Below are 21,429 nucleotides of genomic sequence, written 5' to 3'. Positions count from 1 at the left end.
ATGCGCATACCTCATTTTACCCGCATAGCCGGGGCGCTAATGCTATTGACGCTGAGCGGCTATGTTGCGGCTCAGGAAAGAATCACCCTGCGAATTGCCGATCAAAAAGGCGGCATGCGGTCGCAACTGGAAGCTGCTAACGCCTTGCAAAACCTCGCTTACGATATTAAATGGGCCGAGTTTCCTGCCGCCGCGCCGCTGGCTGAAGCGCTCAACGCCGGCGCGGTTGACGTGGGGATTATCGGCGATGCGCCGCTGCTGTTCGCGCTGGCGAACGGCGCGCCGGTAAAAGCTATTGCCGTCGATAAGAGCAACCCGGCGGGGACCGCCGTGCTGGTGCCGCCCGGCAGCGCGTTAAAAAGCGCGTCGGATCTAAAAGGTAAACGCATTGCCACCGGTAAAGGATCGATTGGCCATTTTGTGGCGCTGAAAGCGCTGGAGCAGGCGGGGATTTCGCCGAAGGATGTGCAGTGGGTATTCCTTGGCCCGGTGGATGCGAAAGTCGCGCTGCTTAACGGTTCGGTAGATGCCTGGGCGACCTGGGAGCCCTATACCACGCAGTTGGTGAAAACCGCCGAAGGGCAGATTCTGGTGAGCGGCAAAGGGCTGCTGCCGGGTAATACTTTCCTGGCCGCCACCGATAATGCGCTGAAGGATCCGCAAAAGCGCGCGGCGCTTCAGGATTATCTCACCCGACTGGCCGGCGCCGAGCGTTGGGCTTATGCCAATCTCGATAGCTATGGCAAAACGCTGGGGGAGATCATTCGCTTCCCGGCGGAGATCGCCCGCGCGCAGTTTGCCAACCGCCAGTCGCAGTGGCAGCGGCTGGACGCGCCGACGGTCGCCCAGCAGCAGTCGACGGCGGACTTTTATCTTGCCAACGGCCTCATTCGCGCAAAGCTCGATGTAACGCCGACATTTGATAACGGCTTCAGCGTGCCCGTCGCGCCGGTTCATGCGGAGGCGGCGCCATGATGACCACACGTTTTACCCGTCGTCGTTTCTTACAGTTTACCGGCGGTCTGGCGCTGGCCGGGGCGTCTGCGCCGCTATGGGCTCACGATATGGCGGAGATGGCGAGCGGCGATGAATATCCGGCGCTGCGTCTGGCGCAGCCTTACAAAATCAAGCTGGCGATCAACAAAAGCGCGGTGTGCCTGGCGCCGGTCGCCGTCGCGGAGCAGCAGAAGATTTTTAGTAAATATAATCTCGACGTTGAGTTTGTTAACTTCGGTAACTCGACGGATGTCCTGCTGGAAGCGATTGCCACCGGCAAGGCCGACGCCGGGGTCGGCATGGCGCTACGCTGGCTGAAGGCGCTGGAGCAGGGCTTTGATGTCAAGCTCACCGCCGGGACGCACGGCGGCTGCCTGAATCTGCTGACGGCCAAAAACTCGCCTTTTAGCGCGCTGGAGAGTCTGAAAGGGCAAACCATTGGCGTCACCGATATGGCCGGGCCGGATAAAAACTTCTTCGCCATCTTGCTGAAACGCCACGGTATCGACCCGATTAGCGATGTGCAGTGGAAAGTCTATCCGGCCGACCTGCTCAGCGTGGCGCTGGATAAACGCGAAATCGCCGCCATCAGCGGCAGCGAACCCTTCAGCTATCGCCTGCTGGAAACCGGCAAATATCAGCTAATCGCCAGCAATATGACCGGCGATTACGCCAACCTTAGCTGCTGCGTGCTGGGCGTCAGCGGCTCCCTTGCGCGCGATCATAAACCGGCGGCGGCCGCGCTTACCCAGGCGATTCTGGAAGCGCACAGCTACGCCGCCGCGCACCCGGAAAGCGTGGCGCAATCTTTTCTCGCCCATGCGCTAAACACTAACGAAGCGGAGGTGAGCGGCATTCTTCACGGCCAGGGGCACGGCCATCATGCGGTGGGCGAGGCTTTTGTTAAAGAGCTGACGCAGTATGCCGTGGATCTGCAGCGGGTACAGGTCATCAAACCGGGAACCGATCCTCATCAGTTTGCGGAGAGTATTTATGTCAACGTTTTCGCCTGATCGCGCGCTCGCCCGACCGGGGCCCGGCGCTCTGCTATGGACGGAGGGCGGGCTTGCCGCCGCGCTATGGCTGCTGGGCGGCCTGTTCTCGCAGGCATGGCCCGATGCTGGTCGGCGCTGGCCGTTTAGCGAGGAGTGGGCGCTGGCGCAGTTCACTCTCGGCGGCGGCCTGCTGTTACTGACGCTGAGTTACCGTTACTGGCGCCAGCGGGGGGCGCGTTTGCAGCGTGCCGGGAAATGGCTGGCGCTGCTGCCGGTGCTCTTTGCGCTATGGGAAGGGCTGACGGCCAAAACGGCGTTGTTGCCGGTGCCGTTTTTCGCTCCGCCGCAGGCGCTGGTTGAAGTGCTGCACGATGACTGGCCGCGGCTGCTTGATAGCCTGCTGCATTCGCTGGGGCTGCTCGGACTCGGAGTGCTGCTTGGCACCAGCTGCGGGTTTATCAGCGGGCTGGCGATTGGCTGGTCTCAGCGTATTGGTTATTGGGTGCATCCGATTTTACGCCTGCTGGGGCCGGTGCCTTCCACTGCGCTGCTGCCGCTATGCCTGTTTATCTTTCCTTCCAGCTTCGGCGCCAGTGTGTTTTTGATTGCGCTCAGCACCTGGTTCCCGGTCACGGTATTGACCTGGTCCGGGGTCATCGGTATCGATAAAGCGTGGTATGACGTGGCGCGAACGCTGGGAGCCAGCCAGCGATTTCTGATCCTGCGCGTGGCGATCCCCGCCGCGCTGCCGAACGTGTTTGTCGGCTTGTTTATGGGGCTTGGCGCGTCGTTTTCGGTGCTGATTGTCGCCGAAATGGTCGGCGTCAAATCCGGGATCGGTTTTTATCTACAGTGGGCGCAGGGCTGGGCGGCCTATCCGAATATGTACGCGGCGCTATTCGTGATGGCGTTGTTATGTTCCGGCCTGATTAGCGGGCTATTTATGATTCGCGATCGGCTGCTGAGCTGGCAGCGCGGAGGAATGCAATGGTAAGTGCCCAGACAATTTCGACCGGCGCGGCGGTGGCGGTACGTCATCTTCATCATGCGTTTACGTTGGGCAAACAAACGGTGCCGGTGCTGGAAAATATCAGCCTGCAGCTGCGGCCAGGCGAGAGCGTTGCGCTGCTTGGCCCTTCAGGATGCGGTAAATCGACGCTGCTGCGCCTGCTGGCGGGGCTGGAGCCACAGCAAAGCGGGTATATTGAGATTGACGATGCGGCGATGGGCGGACCGGGGCCGGAACGGATCCTCGTTTTCCAGGACCCGACGCTTTATCCGTGGCTGACGGTGCGGCAGAACGTGCTGCTAGGGCCGCAGGCGCAGGGGAAAAAGGGGCTGGAGCCGAAGGCCGACGCGCTGATTTCGCGCATCGGGCTGCAGGCGTTCAGCGAGGCGTGGCCGCGGCAGCTTTCCGGTGGGATGGCACAGCGTGCGGCGCTGGCGCGCGCGTTGCTCAATGAACCGCGTTTACTGCTGCTTGATGAGCCGCTGGGTAAGCTGGATTCACTTACTCGCATCAGCATGCAGCGCGAACTGATTGCGCTATGGCAGCAGCAGGGTTATACCAGCCTGCTGGTCACTCATGATATCGAAGAAGCGCTGCTGCTATGCGAGAGAGTGCTGGTGATGTCGCCGCGGCCGGGGCGAATTATCGCTGAGTTTACGCTGCCGCTGGCGTTTCCCCGCCATCGCGACAATCCGCTGTTATTGCAGCATCGGCAGGATATTTTGCGTATCCTCGGCCAGGAAGAGGATTGGTAAGCCAGGTGCGTTGTCCGGTATTTCCCCGCAGAAGGGGCTGGGGGGAAGTAGCCCGGATAAGGCGCAGCGCGCCGCTATCCGGGGCAGGGCAAGGTTTAAAAATCCATTTTCACCGTAAACTGCACTTCACGCGGGTCGCCAATCTGGTTGCCGAGATTATTGGTGCCAATTGACGAGGTGTAATAGGTCTTATCGAACAGGTTCTTCACATTCACCTGTAGCGTTACCGGATACTGCAGCTTCATTTTGTAAGCCGCGAAGACGTCGGCCACCGCATAGCCCTGCAGATAATAATCCGCGCCGTTGGTGCCGGACCGTTTGCTGACCGCGTGGCCGCCGCCGCCAACGGTCAGGGTGTTGCTGTTATAGACGTTATGAATGTCATAGGTCAGGAACAGCGAACCGGTATGTTTTGGCACGTTCGGTAGCGGTTTACCGGCATAATCGGGATCTTCCAGCACTTTAGCATCGGTATAGCCGTAGCTGGCGATGATGCTGAGGTTATCGGTGAGCGAGCCCGCCAGATCCACCTCCACGCCGCGCGAGCGAACCTTACCCGCGGTCTTCGCCACCGTCTCGTCGCCGATACTTTCGGTATACAGCACGTTACGTTTATGAATATCAAATAATGCGATATTGGCGGTAATACCCTCTAACAGGTCGAATTTGGCGCCGACTTCGTAAGAGGTGGACTCTTCCGGCGGCAGTTCGCCGATGTAGCTGGCAATCGACGACTGCGGCATAAACGACTGGGCGACGTTAGCAAACAGCGACACGTTTGGCGTTACCTTGTAGACCAGGCCTGCCTTCGGCGTCCATTTCTCATCGCGGCTATCGGTATTGACGTTAAACGGTCGGCCTTTCCCGGCATACTGGGTGTAATACTGGTAGCGTACGCCGGCCACGGCAATCCAGTTGTCGGTCAGATACAGGGCGTCCTGCAGATAGGTTGCGTAGCTCTCCTGTTTGATACGCTGATCGCTATCGGCAGCGGAGACGGTATTACAGGTATCGAGAGTGCCGTAAACCGGATGATAAATATTAAAGCCTTTCACGTTCTTACAACGCAGCATATCGGTACGCAGCAGATCGTAATTCTCATAGGCGACGCCGGTCAGCACTTCATTATAAAAGCCGCCGATGACCACATTGCCTTGTAGATCGGCGCGGGTGGAATGCATTTTTTGCGTTGAGCCATGGGTACCGTCGACCCGGCGGGTCAGGTTGCCGGTCGCAGAATCATAGGCCATCACCCTGGCCTGATTATCGTTGTAGTGATCCTGGCTGTAGCTGTAATCAAAGCGCGCGGTCCAGGCGCTGTTAAGTCGATACTCGGCATTCAATTGGGCAATATCGGAATAACCATCGGTGATATTAAAGGCTTCATCGAAACGGGTTTTACGGTCGACGTTGACCGCGTGGCCAGTATTGAGATCGAAAATGGTGCCGCGGTCAAAAGGAGCGCTGTAATCGCGATGTGAATACGAAGCGGTAATAGTCGCGCTATCGCCAAACCAGCTCAGGGAAGGGGCGATAAAGCTGCTTTTGTTCTTGCCGAAATTACGCCAGTAATCTTCATTTTGATATTCGCCGATCAGTCGATAGGCCAGACGAGTCCCTTCTATCGGACCGGTCACGTCGAAGCTACCCGTGCCGCCGCCAAAACTGCTGGAGGTGGCGGAAACCGAACCAGAGAACTGGCGCTCGGGGCGTTTGGTGACAACGTTAATCAGTCCGCCGGGGTCGAGAATACCGTACAGCGTCGAGGCCGGGCCTTTCAGAACTTCCACCCGTTCGGTCGCGGCGTTAAAGCTGCGCGGTAGAACGGTACGCAGGCCGTTGGTCATGATAGAACCGTCGCGATTGGCGCCGAAGCCGCGGCGGGTAAAGGCATCCTGGGTACCGCCGAGGGTATTGGTCTGCACCACGTTGGCGACGTTATACAACGCTTCATCCAGCGAGGTAGCGTGCTGATCTTCCAGCACCCGGTCGCTGACGGTATTCACCACCTGCGGAATATCCAGCAGCGGCATTGAGGTCAATGTCGCCGTGGACGAACTCAGCGGCTGATAACCGCTGGTGGCGTTCTGCTGGCGGCCGTCAGCCACCACGGTAATGGTGTCCTCCGCGTCCTTGGTATTCTTTGCCGCGTTATTTTCTGCGGCCATTAATCCCGGTGAGGCTAAAAAAAGAAGCGAAAAAAGCGCGCGCCCTTGCAACGTCCTGCAGGCGACATGGGGTTGAGTCATTATCTGTTTCTCGTGAACGAATCTGCCTTTGCGGTCAGATAAAGCCAATAAAATCATTGCCCTGAAAATAAAACCTATCTGTTAAGCGTCTGAACGCGCCTTCAGATATGTAATTGAGAATCATTCAAACACGAAGAAATGTAGTAGTAAATGTTATGTAAGATAAAAAATCATCGCAGAAGAAAAGCGCGATTTCGCAGCCTGTCGTAGGCGGTAAGATGCTCTTATTTTATTGATTATAAATGCTATTCATAAAATTCATTTTGTCGATTCGCGAGATGGTCAACGTGAAGGAAGCAACATGAAGCACAGTATTGACTACTACATTCATCCCCTTCATGATCAAAAGAGAATGAGATTTATTTTGATTTGACTGCAGAACGTTGAAGGCGGACGCCGGAACGCTGCGGCGCAGGAGCGAGTTATGCCACAGCGGGTAAACCCTGCAGAAAAGGGGATCGTCCTGGAATCCCTGTCGGCCGGATATGGCCAGACGCTTATCGTCGATGACATTAACCTGACGATCCCCAGCGGTAAAATGACGGTGCTTGCCGGGGCTAACGGCTCAGGCAAATCAACGCTGTTATCGACCATCGCCCGGATGCTAAAGCCGCTCGGCGGCTGCGTCCGTCTGGATGGAAAGGCCATCCACGACATGCCGACCAAAACGGTCTCCCGCCAGCTGGGGATCCTGCCGCAATCGCCGCTGACGCCGGAAGGGCTCACGGTGTTCGAACTGGTATCGCGCGGGCGCTACCCGTGGCAGGGGCTGATGCGCCAGTGGTCTGCAGCCGATGAACAGGCGGTGGAAGAGGCGCTGCTATTAACCGGCACCGCCGAATTCGCCCATCTGGCGGTGGATAGCCTTTCCGGCGGCCAGCGTCAGCGCTGCTGGATAGCGATGGCGCTGGCCCAGCAGACGAAAACCATATTACTGGATGAGCCGACCACCTGGCTCGACCTGCGCTATCAGGTCGAAATTCTTGAACTGCTGCAAAGCCTGACCCGCGAACATGGCCGCACGGTAGTGACGGTGCTTCACGACCTGAACTTTGCGGTGAACTATGCCGACCTGCTGGTATTTCTCAAAAAGGGGCGGATAGCCGGGACCATTTCAGAACAGGAAATCTGCAGCCCCGAACTGATTAAAAACGTCTTTGATGTTGATGTGCAGATGTCAATCAATCCGCAAACCGGCAAACCTTTCTTTATGCCGTTTCGCGCACCCCAGGCCGTTGCCCGATGAGCGCCGCCGTGCTGTACGCCACGCGGCGTCGTACTCGTCCGCGGTTGGCCATGCTGCTATTAACCCTGATGCTAATCGCCGGTTCGCTGATTCATCTTGGTTTAGGCGCCCGCTGGATCGCGCCGCAGACGGTCCTGCAGGCGCTGATCGAGTACGACCCGCGGAACTTCGATCACCGTATTATTGTTGATTTACGTCTGGTTCGGTTGGCGGCGGCGCTGGTGACCGGCGCGGCGCTTGGCGTTGCCGGGGTACTGCTGCAGACGGTGATCCGCAACCCGCTTGGCGAGCCGCATATCCTTGGGCTCAACGCCGGCGCCTCGTTGGCGGTGGTCGCGACCTCGGCACTGGGCCTCTCTCTCGGCGATTTTCCGGCAGCACGCCCGCTAACCGCCGCCTGTGGCGCGGCGCTGCTGTTCGGCGGGGTGATGGCGCTGGCCGCTGCCGGGCGCGGCGGGGCGACGCCGCTGCGCATCACGCTATGCGGCGTCGCGATCTCGGCGTTTGCCTCGGCGGTGACGGCGGCGATATTAATTCTTGATGAACAAACGCTGCTGGCGATGCGCACCTGGCTTGCCGGCGATCTGGCCGGGTTGAACTGGGCTAGCCTACAGGCGGCGCTGGTGCCGGCGCTTTCTGGCATGGGACTGGCGCTGCTTCTCGCGCCACGCCTGAACGTGCTGGCGCTGGGCGATAAAGTGGCGCTGGGGCTGGGGGTGAATCTGGTGCAGACCCGACTGTTGGGGCTGGTCGCTATCGCGCTGCTGTGCGGCGCGGCGGTGGCGGTCGCCGGGCCAATTGGGTTCGTCGGGCTGGTGGTGCCGCACGTAGTGCGCCGTCTGATAACGCAAGATATTCGTCTGGCGTTACCGCTGGCGGCGCCGGTCGGGGCGCTGGTGCTGGTGCTCGCGGATATCGCCGCCCGTACCCTCGTCGCGCCGCAGGAACTGGCGACCGGCGCGATGACCGCGCTGGTGGGCGCACCGCTATTTATCTTTATCGCCGCGAGGTTTTTTAAATGAAACGCGCCGTTCACCGCGCCGGATTTCGGCCACTGGGTTTTGCTTCAAGGCATCTGTTGTTGCGCCCGGCTTCATTAAAAATTGCCGCCTTCATCCTGCTGCTTTTGCTGGCTCTCGGGCTCTACAGCCTCAGCCGAGGCAGCTTCCCGCTGCCATCTTCGACATGGGCGCGTGCGCTGCTGGCGCCGGAGCAGATTGGCGAACAGCAGCGTTTTATCCTGTTTGACATCCGCCTGCCGCGAATTTTGATGGCGCTGCTGTGCGGCGCCATGCTTGGGCTGGCCGGGGCGGCGATGCAGAGCATTACCCGTAACGGTCTGGCGGACCCCGGCCTGATTGGCGTCAAAGAGGGCGCCTGCATTGTCGTGCTGGCGCTAATTCTGTTTTTTCCGGCCGTAGGGCTGGCGTGGCGACCGCTGGCGGGAATGCTCGGCGGTGTGCTGGTGGCGCTGTTGGTGCTGGCGCTGGCGCGCGATTGTTCACGTCCGCGCTTTATTTTGATTGGCATTGGCGTGTCGTGGACGCTGGCGGCAGCGGTTGGCATTTTTATGACCACCGCCGACGTACGCGATGTACAGACGGCGATGATCTGGCTCTCCGGCAGCCTGCACGCGGCGACCTGGCCGCTGCTGGCGGTGGCGTTTAGCTGGGCGCTGCCTGGCGCACTGATTCTGTTCTGCACTGCCCGCGCGGCGGATGTGGCGCTGCTTGGCGACAGTACCGCCATCGGTCTTGGCGTGCGTTTGCCGCAGCTCACGCTACTGCGTTTCTTCGCCCCCGTGCTGCTGACCTCTGCCAGCGTTTCCTGCGTTGGCAGTCTGGGTTTTGTCGGTCTGATGGCGCCGCATATGGCGCGCTTCGTCCTGCGCGGCGGTCAGGTGGCGCTGCTCTGCGGCAGCGCGCTGATTGGCGCGTTGCTGGTGCTGGCAACCGATACGCTGGGGCGGCTGGCGTTTGCGCCGCTGCAGATCCCGGCGGGGATTGTCATTGCGCTGGTAGGGTGCCCATTTTTTATTGCTCTGCTTTGGCGTCGCCGTGACGCCCTGTAAATCAAAAAGGATTGTTATGCGTTGGTTCGTTTCTCTGCTGGTGCTGTGCGCGGGCGCTGCCGCGGCTGTCGATTCGCAAACCTTCACCGACGATTTAGGTCGTACGGTGAGCGTACCGCTGCATCCGCAGCGTATCGTTTCGATGCACGATCTCGATATTACCATCCCGCTGATCGAGCTTGGGGTGCCGCCGGTAGCCAGCCATGGCCGGACGCGCCCTGACGGCAGCCATTACCTGCGCTCCAGCGCTCAGTTAACCGGCGTCGATTTCGACAATAGCGATATTCGCTTTATTGGCACCGCCGATATTGACCTTGAAGCCGTGGCCGCGGCGAAACCGGATCTGATCATTACCGAGCCCAGCCGTCATGTCTCGGTGGAGCAGCTGGCGAAAATCGCGCCGACGGTCAGTATCGATCACCTGCAGGGCAGCGCGCCGCTGATTTACCGCAAACTGGCGCAGCTCACCGGCAGCCAGGCGCGGCTGGCGGTGCTTGAACGTCGTTATCAGGAACAAATCAAACAGCTAAAGGCCACGGTCGCCCCCCAGCAGTACCGCGTGTCGGTGATTCAGGCGAATAACGGTAAGGTAACGGTACACCACTCGTATCACGCGCTGGGGCGGGTTCTGCGCGACGCCGGGTTCCGCTTCCCGCCGTTGATCGACAAGATCCCCGATGGCCAGCGGATCGACGTCAGCGCTGAACAGCTACCGGAGCTGGATGCCGATTTTGTCTTCGCCACCTGGCGTTCGGACACCGGCGGTAAGCCGCAGGATGAGCTAAAGGCCATGGAGGCGGTCATGCCCGGCTGGTGTGACTTTATGCGCGCCTGCCGAACCGGCCGCTATATTTTGCTGCCGCGCGAAGAGGTTATTTCTAATTCGTACGCCGCATTGACGCTGATGGTGGCTCAGGTGCAGTCGCACATCGCCGGACGGCCGATTCCAGCGGGGGCGAAATGAAAGCAGGGGTGAAAAAAGAGAAGGGCAGAGTCGATCTGTTTGGCGAGCGTTTTCGCGCTCGCGCGCACCAGCTTTCGCCCCGTTTACGCGAGGTGGCGAACTACATCAATGATAATCGTGAAGTGGTGCTGGAGCGCACGGCAATGGAGATAGCCACCGCCACCCACACCTCCGATGCCACCGTGGTGAGGGCGATTCAGGCATTGGGTTTTGCCGGGCTGCGTGAGTTAAAAGAGACCATGGCGCGCTGGTTCGGGCCGTCAGCGACCTCGTCGGAAAAGATGCGCTCGACGGTGGGGGCACTCTCCTGTGATGTCAATTCCAGCATTGATTTTGTGCTGGATGGGCATCAACGCGCCTGTGAGGTGCTATCGCGTGCCGATAATCGCGCGGCGGTAGCCCAGGCGGTGGCGCTATTGGGCGATGCGCGTCAGGTGGCGATATTTGGCATCGGGGCGTCGGGGATCCTCGCCGAGTACACCGCGCGTCTGTTTAATCGTATTGGCTTACCTGCCTGTACCCTCAACCGTACCGGCTTCAGTCTCGCCGAGCAGTTGATTAGCCTGCAGCGCGGCGACGTGCTGATTATGATGGGGCAAAAATCACCGCATCGGGAGGGCATGACCACATTGCGCGAGGCGCAGCGGCTGGGGATCCCGACGATATTACTCACCCAGGCGCTAGATTCGCGCTTCAGTCAACTGGCGCAGGTGGTGATTGATGTTCCGCGCGGCGGCGATAACGGGCGGGTGCCGCTGCACGGCACCGTGCTGATTTGCCTTGAGATGATCGTGCTGTCCGTCGCCTCGACCGCGCCGCAAAAGACGGTCAAATCAATGAAGCGAATCAATGAATTGCATCGAGCCATTGGCAAATCAGGTGGTCAACGCGGTTGAACAAAAGATAATTCACTATCCGGTTGCATGCCATGCTAAGTGTGTGTATTTTTATGCAAAATAAATGCATAAAAAGGATGTCTCATGGTCAAGAATTTGCTCAAAGCGTGTTTCATGATGGCCGCGCTGGCGGCAGCCGGACAGGCGGCTGCGGAAACCTATACCGTCGGCTCCGGCGGCACCTACCGTCCCTTTGAATTTGAAAATAGTCAAAAACAGCTGGAAGGCTTTGATATCGATATCATCAAAGCCATCGCCAGGGCCGAAGGTTTTGACGTGAAGCTGGTCAACACTCCCTGGGAGGGCATTTTCGCCACCCTGGGCACCGGCGATCGCGACATTATCATCTCGGGTATTACTATCACCGATAAACGCAAACAGATGGTGGATTTCTCCGCGCCATACTTCCCGGCCGAGCAGTCGATTGTGGTGCCGGAAGGTTCAAAAGTGCACTCGCTGGCGGCGTTGAAAAACGAGAAAGTTGGGGTGGTGAACTCCAGCACCGGCGATATTGTGGTTTCGCAGGAACTGGGTAAAAACAGTACCTCCATTAAGCGCTTCGACAATACGCCGCTGATGCTGCAGGAGCTGTTTGAGGATGGCGTCAGCGCCGCGGTAGGCGACGTCGGGGTAGTAAAATACTACATCAAGCAGCACCCGGAAAAGCAGTTCAAGCTGGTGCCTGACGCTAAATTTGAGCGCCAGTATTTCGGTATCGCCGTCGCTAAAGGTAACAGTGAACTGCTGGGCAAAATCAACGCCGGTTTGCAGAAAATCGTTGCCGACGGCACCTATGCCAAAATCTATAAAACCTGGTTCGATGACAACGTACCGACGCTGCCTGCGCAATAACACCATTTTTCAGTGACCGCGGCTGTCGCTCAGGCGATGGCCGTATTTTTTTAGGGAAGGACTATGACGGGATTCCGTTGGGAGATCATCGAGGAGTACGGCCCGCTGTTTATGGACGGCGCCTTGATGACGATTAAATGTACCATTATCTGCGTGATCCTCGGGACGCTGTGGGGGTTAACGCTTGGACTGGGGCGGATGGCGAAGGCCGAGCACGGGCCATGGAAATATATTCTGCGTTATCTGGTACAGTTTCCGGTACGCTTCTACGTCAGCGCCTTCCGCGGTACGCCGCTGTTCGTGCAGATCATGGTGGTACACTTTGCGCTGGTGCCGCTGTTTATTAACCCGCGCGACGGCCTGCTGGTCACCAGCGGGATAATGAGCGCCGATTTTGCCCGCGAACTGCGTTCTAACTACGGCGCGTTTCTCTCCTGTATCGTGGCGATTACCCTCAACGCCGGGGCCTACGTGTCGGAGATTTTCCGCGCTGGCATCCAGTCTATCGATAAAGGGCAGATGGAAGCTTCGCGCGCGCTGGGTATGCCGTGGTGGAAAACCATGCGTAAAGTGATCCTGCCGCAGGCGTTTCGCCGCATTCTGCCGCCGCTTGGCAACAACGCTATCGCTATTGTTAAAGACTCATCGCTAGCCTCGGCGATCGGGCTTGCCGATCTGGCCTACGCGGCGCGAACCGTCTCCGGCGCTTACGCCACCTACTGGGAACCCTACCTGACTATCTCGCTGGTCTATTGGGTGATTACCTTCCTGCTGGCGCAGCTGGTTAACCGTCTGGAAAAGAGGTTTGGCAAAAGTGATTCACATTAATAACTTACATAAGCGCTTTGGCGATAGCCACGTACTGCGCGGCATCAGTTGCGATATTAAACCGCAGGAAGTGGTTTGCATTATCGGGCCCTCCGGCTCCGGCAAAAGCACCTTTCTGCGCTGCATGAACGCGCTGGAAACCGTGAGCGAAGGCGAAGTGGTGGTCAACGGCTTTGCCGCCCATGACCGGACGACCGACCTCAACAAGATGCGCGAAAGCGTTGGCATGGTGTTCCAGCGCTTTAACCTGTTCCCGCATATGACGGTGCTGGAAAACCTGCTGATGGCGCCGATGAATCTGCGCAACATGCCGCGCCAGCAGGCGGTCGACCTGGCGGATGCCTTGCTGGCGAAAGTGGGCCTCAGCGATAAGCGCGATGCCTGGCCTTCCAGCCTCTCCGGCGGTCAGCAGCAGCGGGTAGCGATTGCCCGCGCGCTGGCAATGAAGCCGTCGATCATGCTGTTTGATGAGCCCACGTCAGCGCTGGATCCGGAACTGGTAGGGGATGTGCTCGAAGTGATGAAAAATCTCGCCAGCGAAGGGATGACGATGGTAATCGTGACCCACGAAATGGGCTTTGCCCGCGAAGTGGCTGACCGGGTGATTTTCATCGATCAGGGGGTGATTCAGGAAGAGGGCAAACCGGCGCAGATCTTTAGCGCGCCGACCAATCCACGCACCGCCGCCTTCCTCAGTAAGGTGCTGTAGCCATCAGCAAAACGGGCAGGTGGAGTCCCGCCTGCCCGTTATCAACAACCCCGCTATTGCGCGGTCTCGGTAGCTTCTTCCATGTCTTCTTCCTGCTCATTGGCGAGCAGCGTTTTTTCATTCTTGCTAAGGCACTGGATAAGCAGGAACAGCACGCCGCTTGCGAACAGGGTGATGATCAAGCCGTCGTAGCCGGAGACGCCAATCAGCATGCCGCTGACAATCGGCCCGGCCACGCTACCGGCGGACCAGAAAAAGCCAAACAGGGCGTTAATCATGATTAACTTTTGCCCGCTAAAGGTTTTACCCGCCCGCACCAGCGACAGGGTATAAAGCGCGCCCGCCGCGGCGCCGAGCAGCAGGCAGATAGCCATCAGCTGTACGCGCGAGGCGAGCATAAACGGCAGCGCCAGTAGCGACAGGCTAAAGATAACCGCGCAGATAAGATGCACGCGGCGGATGCCGAAGCGGTCGGCAACCCATCCCAGCGGCGCCTGGAACATGGCGTCGCCGGTGAGGACGACAGTGACCAGCAGTACCGCCATCGTTTCATTTAAACCTTTATCGATGCCGTACAGCGGCAGTAGCGCGAGAATACTGGCGTCGAAGAAGGCAAAGCAGAATACCCCAGAGGCCAGGACCGGCAGGAAAGCCCCCAGGCTACGCCAGCTGGCGCGCTCGGCAAGGCTTTCGCGACTGCCGCGCGGCAGATGACGCAGCATCAGCAGGCAGACGGCGGTAATGGCGACAATCGCCATCAGCGCCGCGTGTTGCCAGGCGGGGCCGACGGAGATAAGCAGCGGGCCGGCGAGCTGGCAGCCGGTAAAGGCCGAGGCATAGATGCCGGTGAGAGTCGCGCGATTACTGCCCGCCGCGCCGCCGGTTATCCAGCTTTCCCCCAATACGATAATGACGCCGGAGGCGAGGCCGGTCAGCAGGCGCGGCACCAGCAGCAGCGTCATGTCGGTGGTCATGCAGGAGGCGATGGTCGCCAACGCCAGCAGGATCAGGCTGACGCTGAGCAACGCGCCCATTTCAAAACGACGGCACAGCGCGGGAGAAAGAAAAGAAGAGAGCATCATTCCAGCGGGCGGCAGCGCGGCCAGCAGGCCGACATAAAGCGGAGCAACTTGCTGCTGCGCCAGCTCAAGGCTGATTAATGGCACCGTATAGCCGGTGATAAATCCCACAAGTGAAGCGGCCATGATCATCGCTAGCGTGGGGGCCAGGCGATTCTGGTCTGGGTTAAACATTGTATTCCCGATAACGGAAGGTTGCAGGTGGATAATCCGGCAAGACGCCGACCAGTCTGCATGATAATTAATCAGCTGACGGAAGTCACCGCTGAAATAGCTACTATTTTTGATATTGATAAAACGATCCGCTGGTGAATAGACAAAAATCATCATCGCTGAAGTTGTCAGCCGCGGGGGCGAAAGGATATAACGAAGGGTGCCGCCTGGAAGCAGCAGGACGGGGACTACTCATTCAGTAATGAAAGGAACAGGACATGGCGGTATCGTCTTCACTGATTGCCGAAGCTATCGGCTGGCGTCGCGATTTTCATGCTCATCCGGAGCTTGGGTACCAGGAGCAGGAGACCTCGCGTCGGGTCGCCGGGCTACTGGCTTCGTTCGGCCTGCAGGTGCATGTCGGGCTGGCTGGTACCGGGGTGGTCGCGACGCTTGAGAACGGCCCGGGGCCGGTGATTGGCCTGCGCGCCGATATGGATGCGCTGCCGATCGCTGAACAGGGGGCGGTGGAATATCGTTCGCGTCGTGCTGGCGTAATGCATGCCTGCGGCCATGACGGTCACACCGCCATGCTGTTGGCCGCCGCCGCGCACCTTGCGCAGACCCGCAACTTTGGCGGCACCGTGCATTTTGTCTTTCAACCCGCGGAGGAGAACCTCGGCGGCGCGCGCAAAATGGTGGAAGAGGGGTTGTTCGAGCGCTTCCCGATGGACGCTATTTACGCGCTGCACAACTGGCCAGGTTTGCCGCTCGGGCATGTGGCGGTGAATCCCGGGGCAATGATGGCCTCGCTTGACGCCTTCGAGATAACGCTCACCGGCAAAAGCTGCCATGCGGCGATGCCGGAGAGCGGCGCTGACCCTATCGTCGCCGCCGCCCAGCTGATTATGGCGCTGCAGACGATTCCATCGCGACGCCTGTCGCCGCAGGATTCCGCGGTGGTCAGCATTACCCAGATAAACGGCGGTGAGGCGATTAACGTGCTGCCGGACCGCGTGGTGCTGCGCGGGACTTTCCGCTGCCTGAGTAATACGGTGCGCGAGCGGGTAAAAAACCTGATTGAGCAATACGTGCATACGCAGCCGCAGGTCTCCGACGTTGACGGTCAGATTGCGTGGTATCCGGGCTATCCGGTGACCAAAAACGATGAGCAACAGGCGCTGAAGGTGCGCGAGGTGGCGCAGGCCGAGCTCGGCGAAGCCGCGGTACGCTGGCAGATCAATCCTTCCATGGCGTCGGAGGATTTTGCCTGCATGCTGGAAGTGTGTCCCGGTGCCTATTTCTGGATAGGGACAGACGGCGAGACGCCCTCCAGGCCGCTACACAATGCCAGCTACGATTTTAACGACGATCTGCTGGCGCCCGGCGTGGCGCTGTGGACGGCGCTGGTGGAATCGCTGCTACCTGCCGGGCAGGGCTAAGTTATCGTGCGCCGCGGAAAGCGGGTCAAGGGTCTCCGGGCGCCAACATCTTGCAGTTTAAAAAGCCTCGATGGGAGTTCACTTAGCTAAATAACCCCCATCGATGGGATAAACGCCGCCGGTACAGAACGCCGCATTTTCTGACAGCAAAAACAGTATGAAGTCTGCTATTTCCCGCATTTTTGCCATCCTCTTCATAGGGTGGCTATTGGCGAAACTACGTACGATATTGTCAGGAAATTCACTCATTCGTGGCGTTTGGACATAGCCCGGAGCGACGGCATTGATTCGAATGCCTTGCGTTGCAAACTCTAATGCTGCGGTTTGGGTCAAACCGATGATACCGTGTTTAGCCACGGTGTAGGGCGCTAATCCGGGAATACCAACCAGACCATTTACTGCAGATAAATTAACGATAGAACCGCCAGACTTCATCATTGCAGGTATTTCGTATTTTAGGCAGTAAAAAACGCCGCTCAATGAAGTGGCAATAACTTTATCCCAGTTTTCAACCGTCTGCTCTGTTATATTTTTACCATGTTCACCTGTGATGCCCGCATTATTTACAGCATAATCAAGTCTGCCAAAATGTTTGATAACTTTAGCGATCATTTGCTCTACTTGTTCGGGTTGTGACACATCGCATCCGATCCCCAGCGCCTGTTGCCCCTGTGAAGATAATTGTTTCGCTTTTTGGATGGCCTGCTCTGGTGAACGGGAGACAATAACGACCTTAGCCCCATGTTGGTGTAATTGCTCTGCGACTGCCTCACCTATCCCTGTCGTGCTTCCTGTGATGACAGCAACTTTATTCTGGAAATTCATCATTCCCCCTATGACGTAGAATTGAGTCTTGCATCTGGGGGAGTATACAAAATAGCTGTGACAATTTTTGTCAGTACTCTTTTGCCTCGTCGATCCTTTCTTTTATTCTCCATTTTTTCAATAAAGCCGTCCGGCTTTCCCTGTAGATAGAGTCCAGTTGTGCCATCTCTGCAATTTTATCAGTTCTAAAGTGACGAAAATCATTTCTCATTTCACACCATGCGACCAAAAGCCAACATGACTGCATATATGCCAATCCGATGGGCCATATAACACGAGAAGAGTAAGCGCCTTTCTTGTCACAATATTTTATTTTGATTTTACTTTGCTTTTTAATAGCGCTACGAATGTCTTTGAAAAATACCTCATTGCTTTCTGCAGGGCCGATCAAATAGGATTGGCTTTCGATAAGGTTTTTTAATTCATCAGGAATGACGGCGTGTATTTTGGCAAGCGCGTTCCTTGCTGTATTTTTGAAATCATCATCTGTGTTATGAGATACCCAGTTTAGCCCAAGGGTAATAGCATTGATTTCTTCATGAGAAAGATTTAAGGGCGGCAAATGAAAATCAGACTTGACGATATAACCAATACCGGCCCCACCTTCAATACGAACCCCTTGATCCTGTAGCGTTTTTATATCTCTATAAAGCGAGCGCACGCTTATTCCTAATCTTTCTGAGAGCGTGGATGCCGTGATGGGATATCTTTGCGCCCTTAATATCTGTAGTAACTCGAGAAGCCTCTCTGTTCTGGTCATATCTATAAATCCATCCCGATACTGCGAAAAATCTTAAATCTAAAGTTTCCCGTTCATGCGCAGCGCATCAACAACGAGTGAAAAGGCAGGGGAAGGCTGCTTGCGGCTGGGATAATAAAGATAGTAGCCCGGAAAAGGATGACACCAGGACTCAAGCACCCGCACGAGACGATCTTCTCTGATGTGTGAGCCGAATTCCTCTTCAGGTAAAAAGGCGATGCCTAACCCGGCCAGGGCGGCGTCGACAACATGATCCGACGTGTTAAATGTCAACTGTCCATTAACCCGGACGTTCAACTCTCCTCCCTCGCGATCGAATTCCCAGACATAAATCCCGCCGGAGCGGACCATGCGCAAATTAATACACTGATGCTGCGTCAGCTCATGAGGCGTTTGCGGCTGCGGGTATCGCGCGAAATAATCTGGCGAGGCGGCTGCGGCCATGCGTAGTTTCGGGCCGATTGGCATCGCTATCATATCTTTATCAATCGTATCGCCAAGCCGCACGCCCGCATCAAACCGATCCGCCACGATGTCCCGGAATCCGTGATTAGCATCGAACTCAATATGAATATCCGGATATTCGCGGAGCAGCGGCGCAAGCTTGGGCAGCAGGGTCGTCTTCAGCACGTTCGGCCCGCAGGTGATGCGGACGGTGCCTGCAGGCTTGTCCCGCAGTTCAGTCAGCATGTCCAGCTCAGCCTCTATCTCGTCAATACGATGGCCCACTGATTGCAACAGGCGCTCCCCGGCGACCGTCGGGGACACACTGCGGGTGGTCCGCGTCAATAGTCGGATTTGCATTCGTTCTTCCAGCCCGGAAATCGCCTGGCTTAGCGCAGGCTGGGTCACGCCAAGCTGCGCGGCGGCGCGCGTGAAGCTGCCTTCCCGCGCCACGGTGACGAAAGAGAGTAAATCGTTGAGGTTGCGTCTTGCCATGTTGGTTTCCGGGCTATTTATAAATTTTACTTATAAGGCTATTAAGCATTCATTAGCTAGTTTCACTGCTGCCTATTGGTAACAATAATGCGATGAAAAAGTCAACGCTAAACGAGATGGAAAATGCTCACCGTAAAACGCCACTGCTGATGATCCTCTCCGCCGGGCTCAGGGCTGCGGATTGAGCCGTCGCGCCTTCCATACCCATCGTTCTTTTTAACTCACACGCTTATCCCCTACGTCGCCGTTTCAGAAGGGGGAGGGCATCCCATTATCAACAGAAAAGAAAGGCTAAATGCGTAATCAGAAAACTGAAACCAGAAATCAGAACGGAGCCCGTGAAAAACAGCAGGCGCACTGGGGCGGCGTGTTTGCTATGACGCTGTGCGTCTTCGCCCTGATTGCCTCCGAATTTATGCCGGTCAGCCTCCTGACATCGATGGCGCAGTCCCTGAAGGTCACCGAAGGTATGGCCGGGCAGGGAATTGCCATTTCTGGCGCGTTTGCGGTGATGACCAGCCTGTTTATTTCCCGACTGGCAGGCACGCTTAACCGAAAAACGCTGTTGCTTGGCCTGACATGCATCATGGCCCTTTCCGGGGGCGTCATTGCGATGGCACCTAATTACCTGACCTATATGACGGGCCGGGCCCTGATTGGCATCGTGGTCGGCGGGTTCTGGTCAATGTCGGCGGCAACAGCGATGCGCCTGGTGCCGGTGCATCGTGTTCCGCTGGCCCTGGCCATTTTTAACAGCGGCAACGCGCTGGCAACCGTTGTGGCCGCGCCTCTGGGCAGCTGGCTGGGTTCCGTCATCGGCTGGCGGGGAGCCTTCTTCTGTCTGTTACCCGTCGCCATCGTCGCGTTTATTTGGCAACTGCTCAGCCTATCTTCCATGCCGGTTACCCGCCAGCCTGCGGGGGCCGGCAACGTCTTCGCACTGTTACGCCGTCGGGTGGTTATGCTGGGCATGTTGGGTGTGGGGATCTTCTTTATGGGGCAGTTCACGCTCTTTACCTATATCAGACCTTTCCTTGAGACGGTCACGAAGGTAGACGCCTCAGCGGTGACTCCCATCCTGCTGGTCATCGGGATGGCGGGTTTCATCGGCACCATGCTGATTGGCCGGGTATTGAAGCGCGGATTCTACCCGACGCTAATGGCGATTCCCGTGCTGATGGCGATCGCGGCGCTGGCTCTGATCGTGTTTGGCAGCCAGGTGGCCATCGTGACGGCCTTGCTCGGGCTGTGGGGGTTTATTTCAACCGCCGCGCCCGTGGGATGGTGGGCATGGGTTCCACGCACGTTCCCCCAAAATGCCGAAGCGGGCGGCGGGCTGATGGTGGCGATGGTGCAATTGTCCATTGCGCTGGGATCCACCGTGGGGGGCCTGCTGTTCGACCATCATGGCTACCAGAGCACCTTTCTGGCCAGCGCCGCGATGTTGATTATCGCAACCGTACTGATTTTCCTGACCTCACGTGCAGACGCGTCTGCCGATGGTCTTTCATCACACTCGTCCTGACAAGGAAACTATCATGAATAAATTTGCGTTAGCCCTGGGAATGTTCATCAGCGCATTTGCCGCCTCGGCGGCGGATATGTCCAGAGGCGCTGATAACTTTTATAAAAGCGAAAAAGTGACGCAGCAGAAAGTCACTTTTAAAAATCAGTATCAAATGAACGTGGTCGGCAATCTGTTTATCCCGAAAACGATAAATCATAACGCCAAAAACCCGGCGATCGTCGTTGGTCATCCAATGGGCGCGGTCAAGGAACAAAGCGCAAACCTGTATGCGCAGAAGCTGGCGGAGCAGGGGTTTGTTACGCTGGCGATCGATCTCTCGTTTTGGGGAGAAAGCGAAGGCAAGCCGGGGCACCTGATTTCACCGGAAATCTACGCGGATGATTTCAGCGCGGCGGTGGATTACCTCAGTACGCAACCGTTTATTGATCCAGAAAATATCGGCGTGCTGGGCATCTGTGGCAGCGGAAGTTTTGTCATCAGCGCCGCGAAAATTGACCCGCGTATGAAAGCTATCGCCACCGTCAGCATGTATGACATGGGCGCCGCGTTTCGTAACGGTCTTAACCATTCCCAGACGCTGGAACAGCGCAAGGCCTTTATCCAGTCGGCCATTGAGCAGCGGTTTGCCGAGTTCAAAGGAGGAGAGAAAGCATACATTCCGGGTACCGTGAATAAGCTGGACGCTTCTACGCCGCAAATTCAGCGCGAGTTCTTTGATTTCTATCGCACCGAACGCGGCGGTTACACCCCGCAGGGCGAGAAAGAGGAGCTGACGACCAAACCGATGCTGAGCAGTATCGGTAAGTTTATGAACTTCTATCCGTTCAATGATATTGAAACCATTTCGCCGCGTCCGATGCTCTTTATTACCGGTGACCAGGCCCATTCAAAAGAGTTCAGCGAGGACGCCTTTAAACGCGCCGGTCAGCCTAAAGAGCTGTATGTCGTTCCGGGGGCAGGGCACGTCGATCTGTATGACCGCACGGACGTGATCCCCTTCGACAAGCTGACGGACTTTTTCCGCAATAATCTTAAATAACGCGTGGTAATGGGTTGTATTAATAGCTACCGACCTTCGGGTCGGTAGTGGGGTGTAATTTGCTCAAAAGGACAAAATGCTGCCGCATTACTGA

General features: G+C 57.3%; 18 protein-coding genes and 2 pseudogenes. 15 read left to right on the top strand and 5 right to left on the bottom strand.

Translation table 11 applies throughout. The features are described 5' to 3' along the window. The 4 genes from KGA69_RS20070 to KGA69_RS20055 are packed head-to-tail and all read left to right on the top strand — an operon-like array spanning position 1 to position 3,755. Positions 1-975, top strand: coding sequence for an ABC transporter substrate-binding protein (locus KGA69_RS20070; protein ID WP_047046645.1), 975 nt, complete (start codon positions 1-3; stop codon positions 973-975). Next, a complete protein-coding gene (locus tag KGA69_RS20065; protein WP_045396161.1) occupies positions 972-2,009 on the top strand; it encodes an ABC transporter substrate-binding protein in 1,038 nt (345 codons plus the stop codon). The genes KGA69_RS20070 and KGA69_RS20065 overlap by 4 nt, the downstream gene beginning before the upstream one ends. After that, positions 1,990-2,985 carry an ABC transporter permease gene (locus tag KGA69_RS20060; protein ID WP_213292618.1) on the top strand — a complete coding sequence of 332 codons (996 nt, stop codon included), beginning with the start codon at positions 1,990-1,992 and terminating at the stop codon, positions 2,983-2,985. Before KGA69_RS20065 ends, KGA69_RS20060 begins: the two co-directional genes overlap by 20 nt. Next, positions 2,979-3,755, top strand: a complete 777-nt coding sequence (locus tag KGA69_RS20055) for an ABC transporter ATP-binding protein (protein WP_045396165.1) — start codon at positions 2,979-2,981, stop codon at positions 3,753-3,755. The genes KGA69_RS20060 and KGA69_RS20055 overlap by 7 nt, the downstream gene beginning before the upstream one ends. A 95-nt stretch (positions 3,756-3,850) precedes the next feature. Here the strand turns inward: KGA69_RS20055 and KGA69_RS20050 are convergent, their stop codons facing one another. After that, entirely contained in the window at positions 3,851-5,923 is a 2,073-nt protein-coding gene (locus KGA69_RS20050; RefSeq protein WP_213292617.1) for a TonB-dependent siderophore receptor, read from the bottom strand. Positions 5,924-6,428: 505 nt separating this feature from the next. Between KGA69_RS20050 and KGA69_RS20045 the strand changes: the two genes are divergently transcribed. The 8 genes and pseudogenes from KGA69_RS20045 (at position 6,429) to KGA69_RS20010 (ending at position 13,570) form a co-directional block, all read left to right on the top strand. Next, positions 6,429-7,250 (top strand): ABC transporter ATP-binding protein, encoded by an 822-nt coding sequence (locus KGA69_RS20045; RefSeq protein ID WP_032707830.1) that lies wholly within the window; start codon positions 6,429-6,431, stop codon positions 7,248-7,250. Next, a complete protein-coding gene (locus KGA69_RS20040; protein WP_213292616.1) occupies positions 7,247-8,272 on the top strand; it encodes a FecCD family ABC transporter permease in 1,026 nt (341 codons plus the stop codon). The genes KGA69_RS20045 and KGA69_RS20040 overlap by 4 nt, the downstream gene beginning before the upstream one ends. Beyond that, positions 8,269-9,321 carry a FecCD family ABC transporter permease gene (locus KGA69_RS20035; protein WP_049061024.1) on the top strand — a complete coding sequence of 351 codons (1,053 nt, stop codon included), beginning with the start codon at positions 8,269-8,271 and terminating at the stop codon, positions 9,319-9,321. Before KGA69_RS20040 ends, KGA69_RS20035 begins: the two co-directional genes overlap by 4 nt. A gap of 11 nt (positions 9,322-9,332) precedes the next feature. Next, positions 9,333-10,285 (top strand): annotated as a pseudogene (locus KGA69_RS20030) (iron-siderophore ABC transporter substrate-binding protein). Next, positions 10,254-11,181: pseudogene (locus KGA69_RS20025) on the top strand (MurR/RpiR family transcriptional regulator); the annotation flags it as partial. The pseudogenes KGA69_RS20030 and KGA69_RS20025, both read left to right, overlap by 32 nt. 84 nt (positions 11,182-11,265) lie before the next feature. Further along, positions 11,266-12,033 (top strand): basic amino acid ABC transporter substrate-binding protein, encoded by a 768-nt coding sequence (locus tag KGA69_RS20020; protein WP_045396186.1) that lies wholly within the window; start codon positions 11,266-11,268, stop codon positions 12,031-12,033. A gap of 63 nt (positions 12,034-12,096) precedes the next feature. Then, positions 12,097-12,861 carry an amino acid ABC transporter permease gene (locus tag KGA69_RS20015; RefSeq protein WP_020079062.1) on the top strand — a complete coding sequence of 255 codons (765 nt, stop codon included), beginning with the start codon at positions 12,097-12,099 and terminating at the stop codon, positions 12,859-12,861. Continuing rightward, complete coding sequence (locus KGA69_RS20010; protein ID WP_032715551.1) at positions 12,848-13,570, top strand: amino acid ABC transporter ATP-binding protein; 723 nt, start codon at positions 12,848-12,850, stop codon at positions 13,568-13,570. The genes KGA69_RS20015 and KGA69_RS20010 overlap by 14 nt, the downstream gene beginning before the upstream one ends. Positions 13,571-13,623: 53 nt before the next feature. On the opposite strand, the gene KGA69_RS20005 is transcribed toward KGA69_RS20010, so the two are convergent. Further along, positions 13,624-14,823 (bottom strand): MFS transporter, encoded by a 1,200-nt coding sequence (locus KGA69_RS20005; protein ID WP_045396224.1) that lies wholly within the window; start codon positions 14,821-14,823, stop codon positions 13,624-13,626. A gap of 257 nt (positions 14,824-15,080) precedes the next feature. Between KGA69_RS20005 and KGA69_RS20000 the strand changes: the two genes are divergently transcribed. Next, positions 15,081-16,244, top strand: coding sequence for a M20 aminoacylase family protein (locus tag KGA69_RS20000; RefSeq protein ID WP_045396189.1), 1,164 nt, complete (start codon positions 15,081-15,083; stop codon positions 16,242-16,244). Between the two features lie 78 nt (positions 16,245-16,322). On the opposite strand, the gene KGA69_RS19990 is transcribed toward KGA69_RS20000, so the two are convergent. From KGA69_RS19990 to KGA69_RS19980, 3 genes are all read right to left on the bottom strand, one after another. Next, positions 16,323-17,069 carry an SDR family NAD(P)-dependent oxidoreductase gene (locus KGA69_RS19990; RefSeq protein WP_063447707.1) on the bottom strand — a complete coding sequence of 249 codons (747 nt, stop codon included), beginning with the start codon at positions 17,067-17,069 and terminating at the stop codon, positions 16,323-16,325. A gap of 70 nt (positions 17,070-17,139) precedes the next feature. Further along, positions 17,140-17,829 (bottom strand): helix-turn-helix transcriptional regulator, encoded by a 690-nt coding sequence (locus KGA69_RS19985; protein ID WP_213292615.1) that lies wholly within the window; start codon positions 17,827-17,829, stop codon positions 17,140-17,142. A gap of 39 nt (positions 17,830-17,868) precedes the next feature. Beyond that, complete coding sequence (locus KGA69_RS19980) at positions 17,869-18,768, bottom strand: LysR family transcriptional regulator (RefSeq protein WP_213292614.1); 900 nt, start codon at positions 18,766-18,768, stop codon at positions 17,869-17,871. A gap of 295 nt (positions 18,769-19,063) precedes the next feature. Between KGA69_RS19980 and KGA69_RS19975 the strand changes: the two genes are divergently transcribed. Both KGA69_RS19975 and KGA69_RS19970 read left to right on the top strand, forming a co-directional pair. Continuing rightward, a complete protein-coding gene (locus tag KGA69_RS19975) occupies positions 19,064-20,293 on the top strand; it encodes an MFS transporter (RefSeq protein ID WP_213292613.1) in 1,230 nt (409 codons plus the stop codon). A 13-nt stretch (positions 20,294-20,306) separates the two neighbouring features. Continuing rightward, complete coding sequence (locus KGA69_RS19970) at positions 20,307-21,335, top strand: alpha/beta hydrolase (RefSeq protein WP_047078804.1); 1,029 nt, start codon at positions 20,307-20,309, stop codon at positions 21,333-21,335. The last annotated feature ends 94 nt before the right edge of the window (positions 21,336-21,429 follow it).

The organism is Klebsiella sp. A52 (genome assembly GCF_018388785.1).
GTDB lineage: Bacteria > Pseudomonadota > Gammaproteobacteria > Enterobacterales > Enterobacteriaceae > Klebsiella > Klebsiella aerogenes.
The sequence above is the reverse complement of the archived record's forward strand: the minus strand, read 5'-3'. Positions and strand labels throughout refer to the sequence as shown.

Coding starts and splice junctions, on each gene's coding strand:
- KGA69_RS20070 (WP_047046645.1), top strand. CDS start 1: ATGCGCATACCTCATTTTACCCGCATAGCCGGGGCGCTAATGCTATTG.
- KGA69_RS20065 (WP_045396161.1), top strand. CDS start 972: ATGATGACCACACGTTTTACCCGTCGTCGTTTCTTACAGTTTACCGGC.
- KGA69_RS20060 (WP_213292618.1), top strand. CDS start 1,990: ATGTCAACGTTTTCGCCTGATCGCGCGCTCGCCCGACCGGGGCCCGGC.
- KGA69_RS20055 (WP_045396165.1), top strand. CDS start 2,979: ATGGTAAGTGCCCAGACAATTTCGACCGGCGCGGCGGTGGCGGTACGT.
- KGA69_RS20050 (WP_213292617.1), bottom strand. CDS start 5,923: ATGGCCGCAGAAAATAACGCGGCAAAGAATACCAAGGACGCGGAGGAC.
- KGA69_RS20045 (WP_032707830.1), top strand. CDS start 6,429: ATGCCACAGCGGGTAAACCCTGCAGAAAAGGGGATCGTCCTGGAATCC.
- KGA69_RS20040 (WP_213292616.1), top strand. CDS start 7,247: ATGAGCGCCGCCGTGCTGTACGCCACGCGGCGTCGTACTCGTCCGCGG.
- KGA69_RS20035 (WP_049061024.1), top strand. CDS start 8,269: ATGAAACGCGCCGTTCACCGCGCCGGATTTCGGCCACTGGGTTTTGCT.
- KGA69_RS20020 (WP_045396186.1), top strand. CDS start 11,266: ATGGTCAAGAATTTGCTCAAAGCGTGTTTCATGATGGCCGCGCTGGCG.
- KGA69_RS20015 (WP_020079062.1), top strand. CDS start 12,097: ATGACGGGATTCCGTTGGGAGATCATCGAGGAGTACGGCCCGCTGTTT.
- KGA69_RS20005 (WP_045396224.1), bottom strand. CDS start 14,823: ATGTTTAACCCAGACCAGAATCGCCTGGCCCCCACGCTAGCGATGATC.
- KGA69_RS20000 (WP_045396189.1), top strand. CDS start 15,081: ATGGCGGTATCGTCTTCACTGATTGCCGAAGCTATCGGCTGGCGTCGC.
- KGA69_RS19990 (WP_063447707.1), bottom strand. CDS start 17,069: ATGAATTTCCAGAATAAAGTTGCTGTCATCACAGGAAGCACGACAGGG.
- KGA69_RS19985 (WP_213292615.1), bottom strand. CDS start 17,829: ATGACCAGAACAGAGAGGCTTCTCGAGTTACTACAGATATTAAGGGCG.
- KGA69_RS19980 (WP_213292614.1), bottom strand. CDS start 18,768: ATGGCAAGACGCAACCTCAACGATTTACTCTCTTTCGTCACCGTGGCG.
- KGA69_RS19975 (WP_213292613.1), top strand. CDS start 19,064: ATGCGTAATCAGAAAACTGAAACCAGAAATCAGAACGGAGCCCGTGAA.
- KGA69_RS19970 (WP_047078804.1), top strand. CDS start 20,307: ATGAATAAATTTGCGTTAGCCCTGGGAATGTTCATCAGCGCATTTGCC.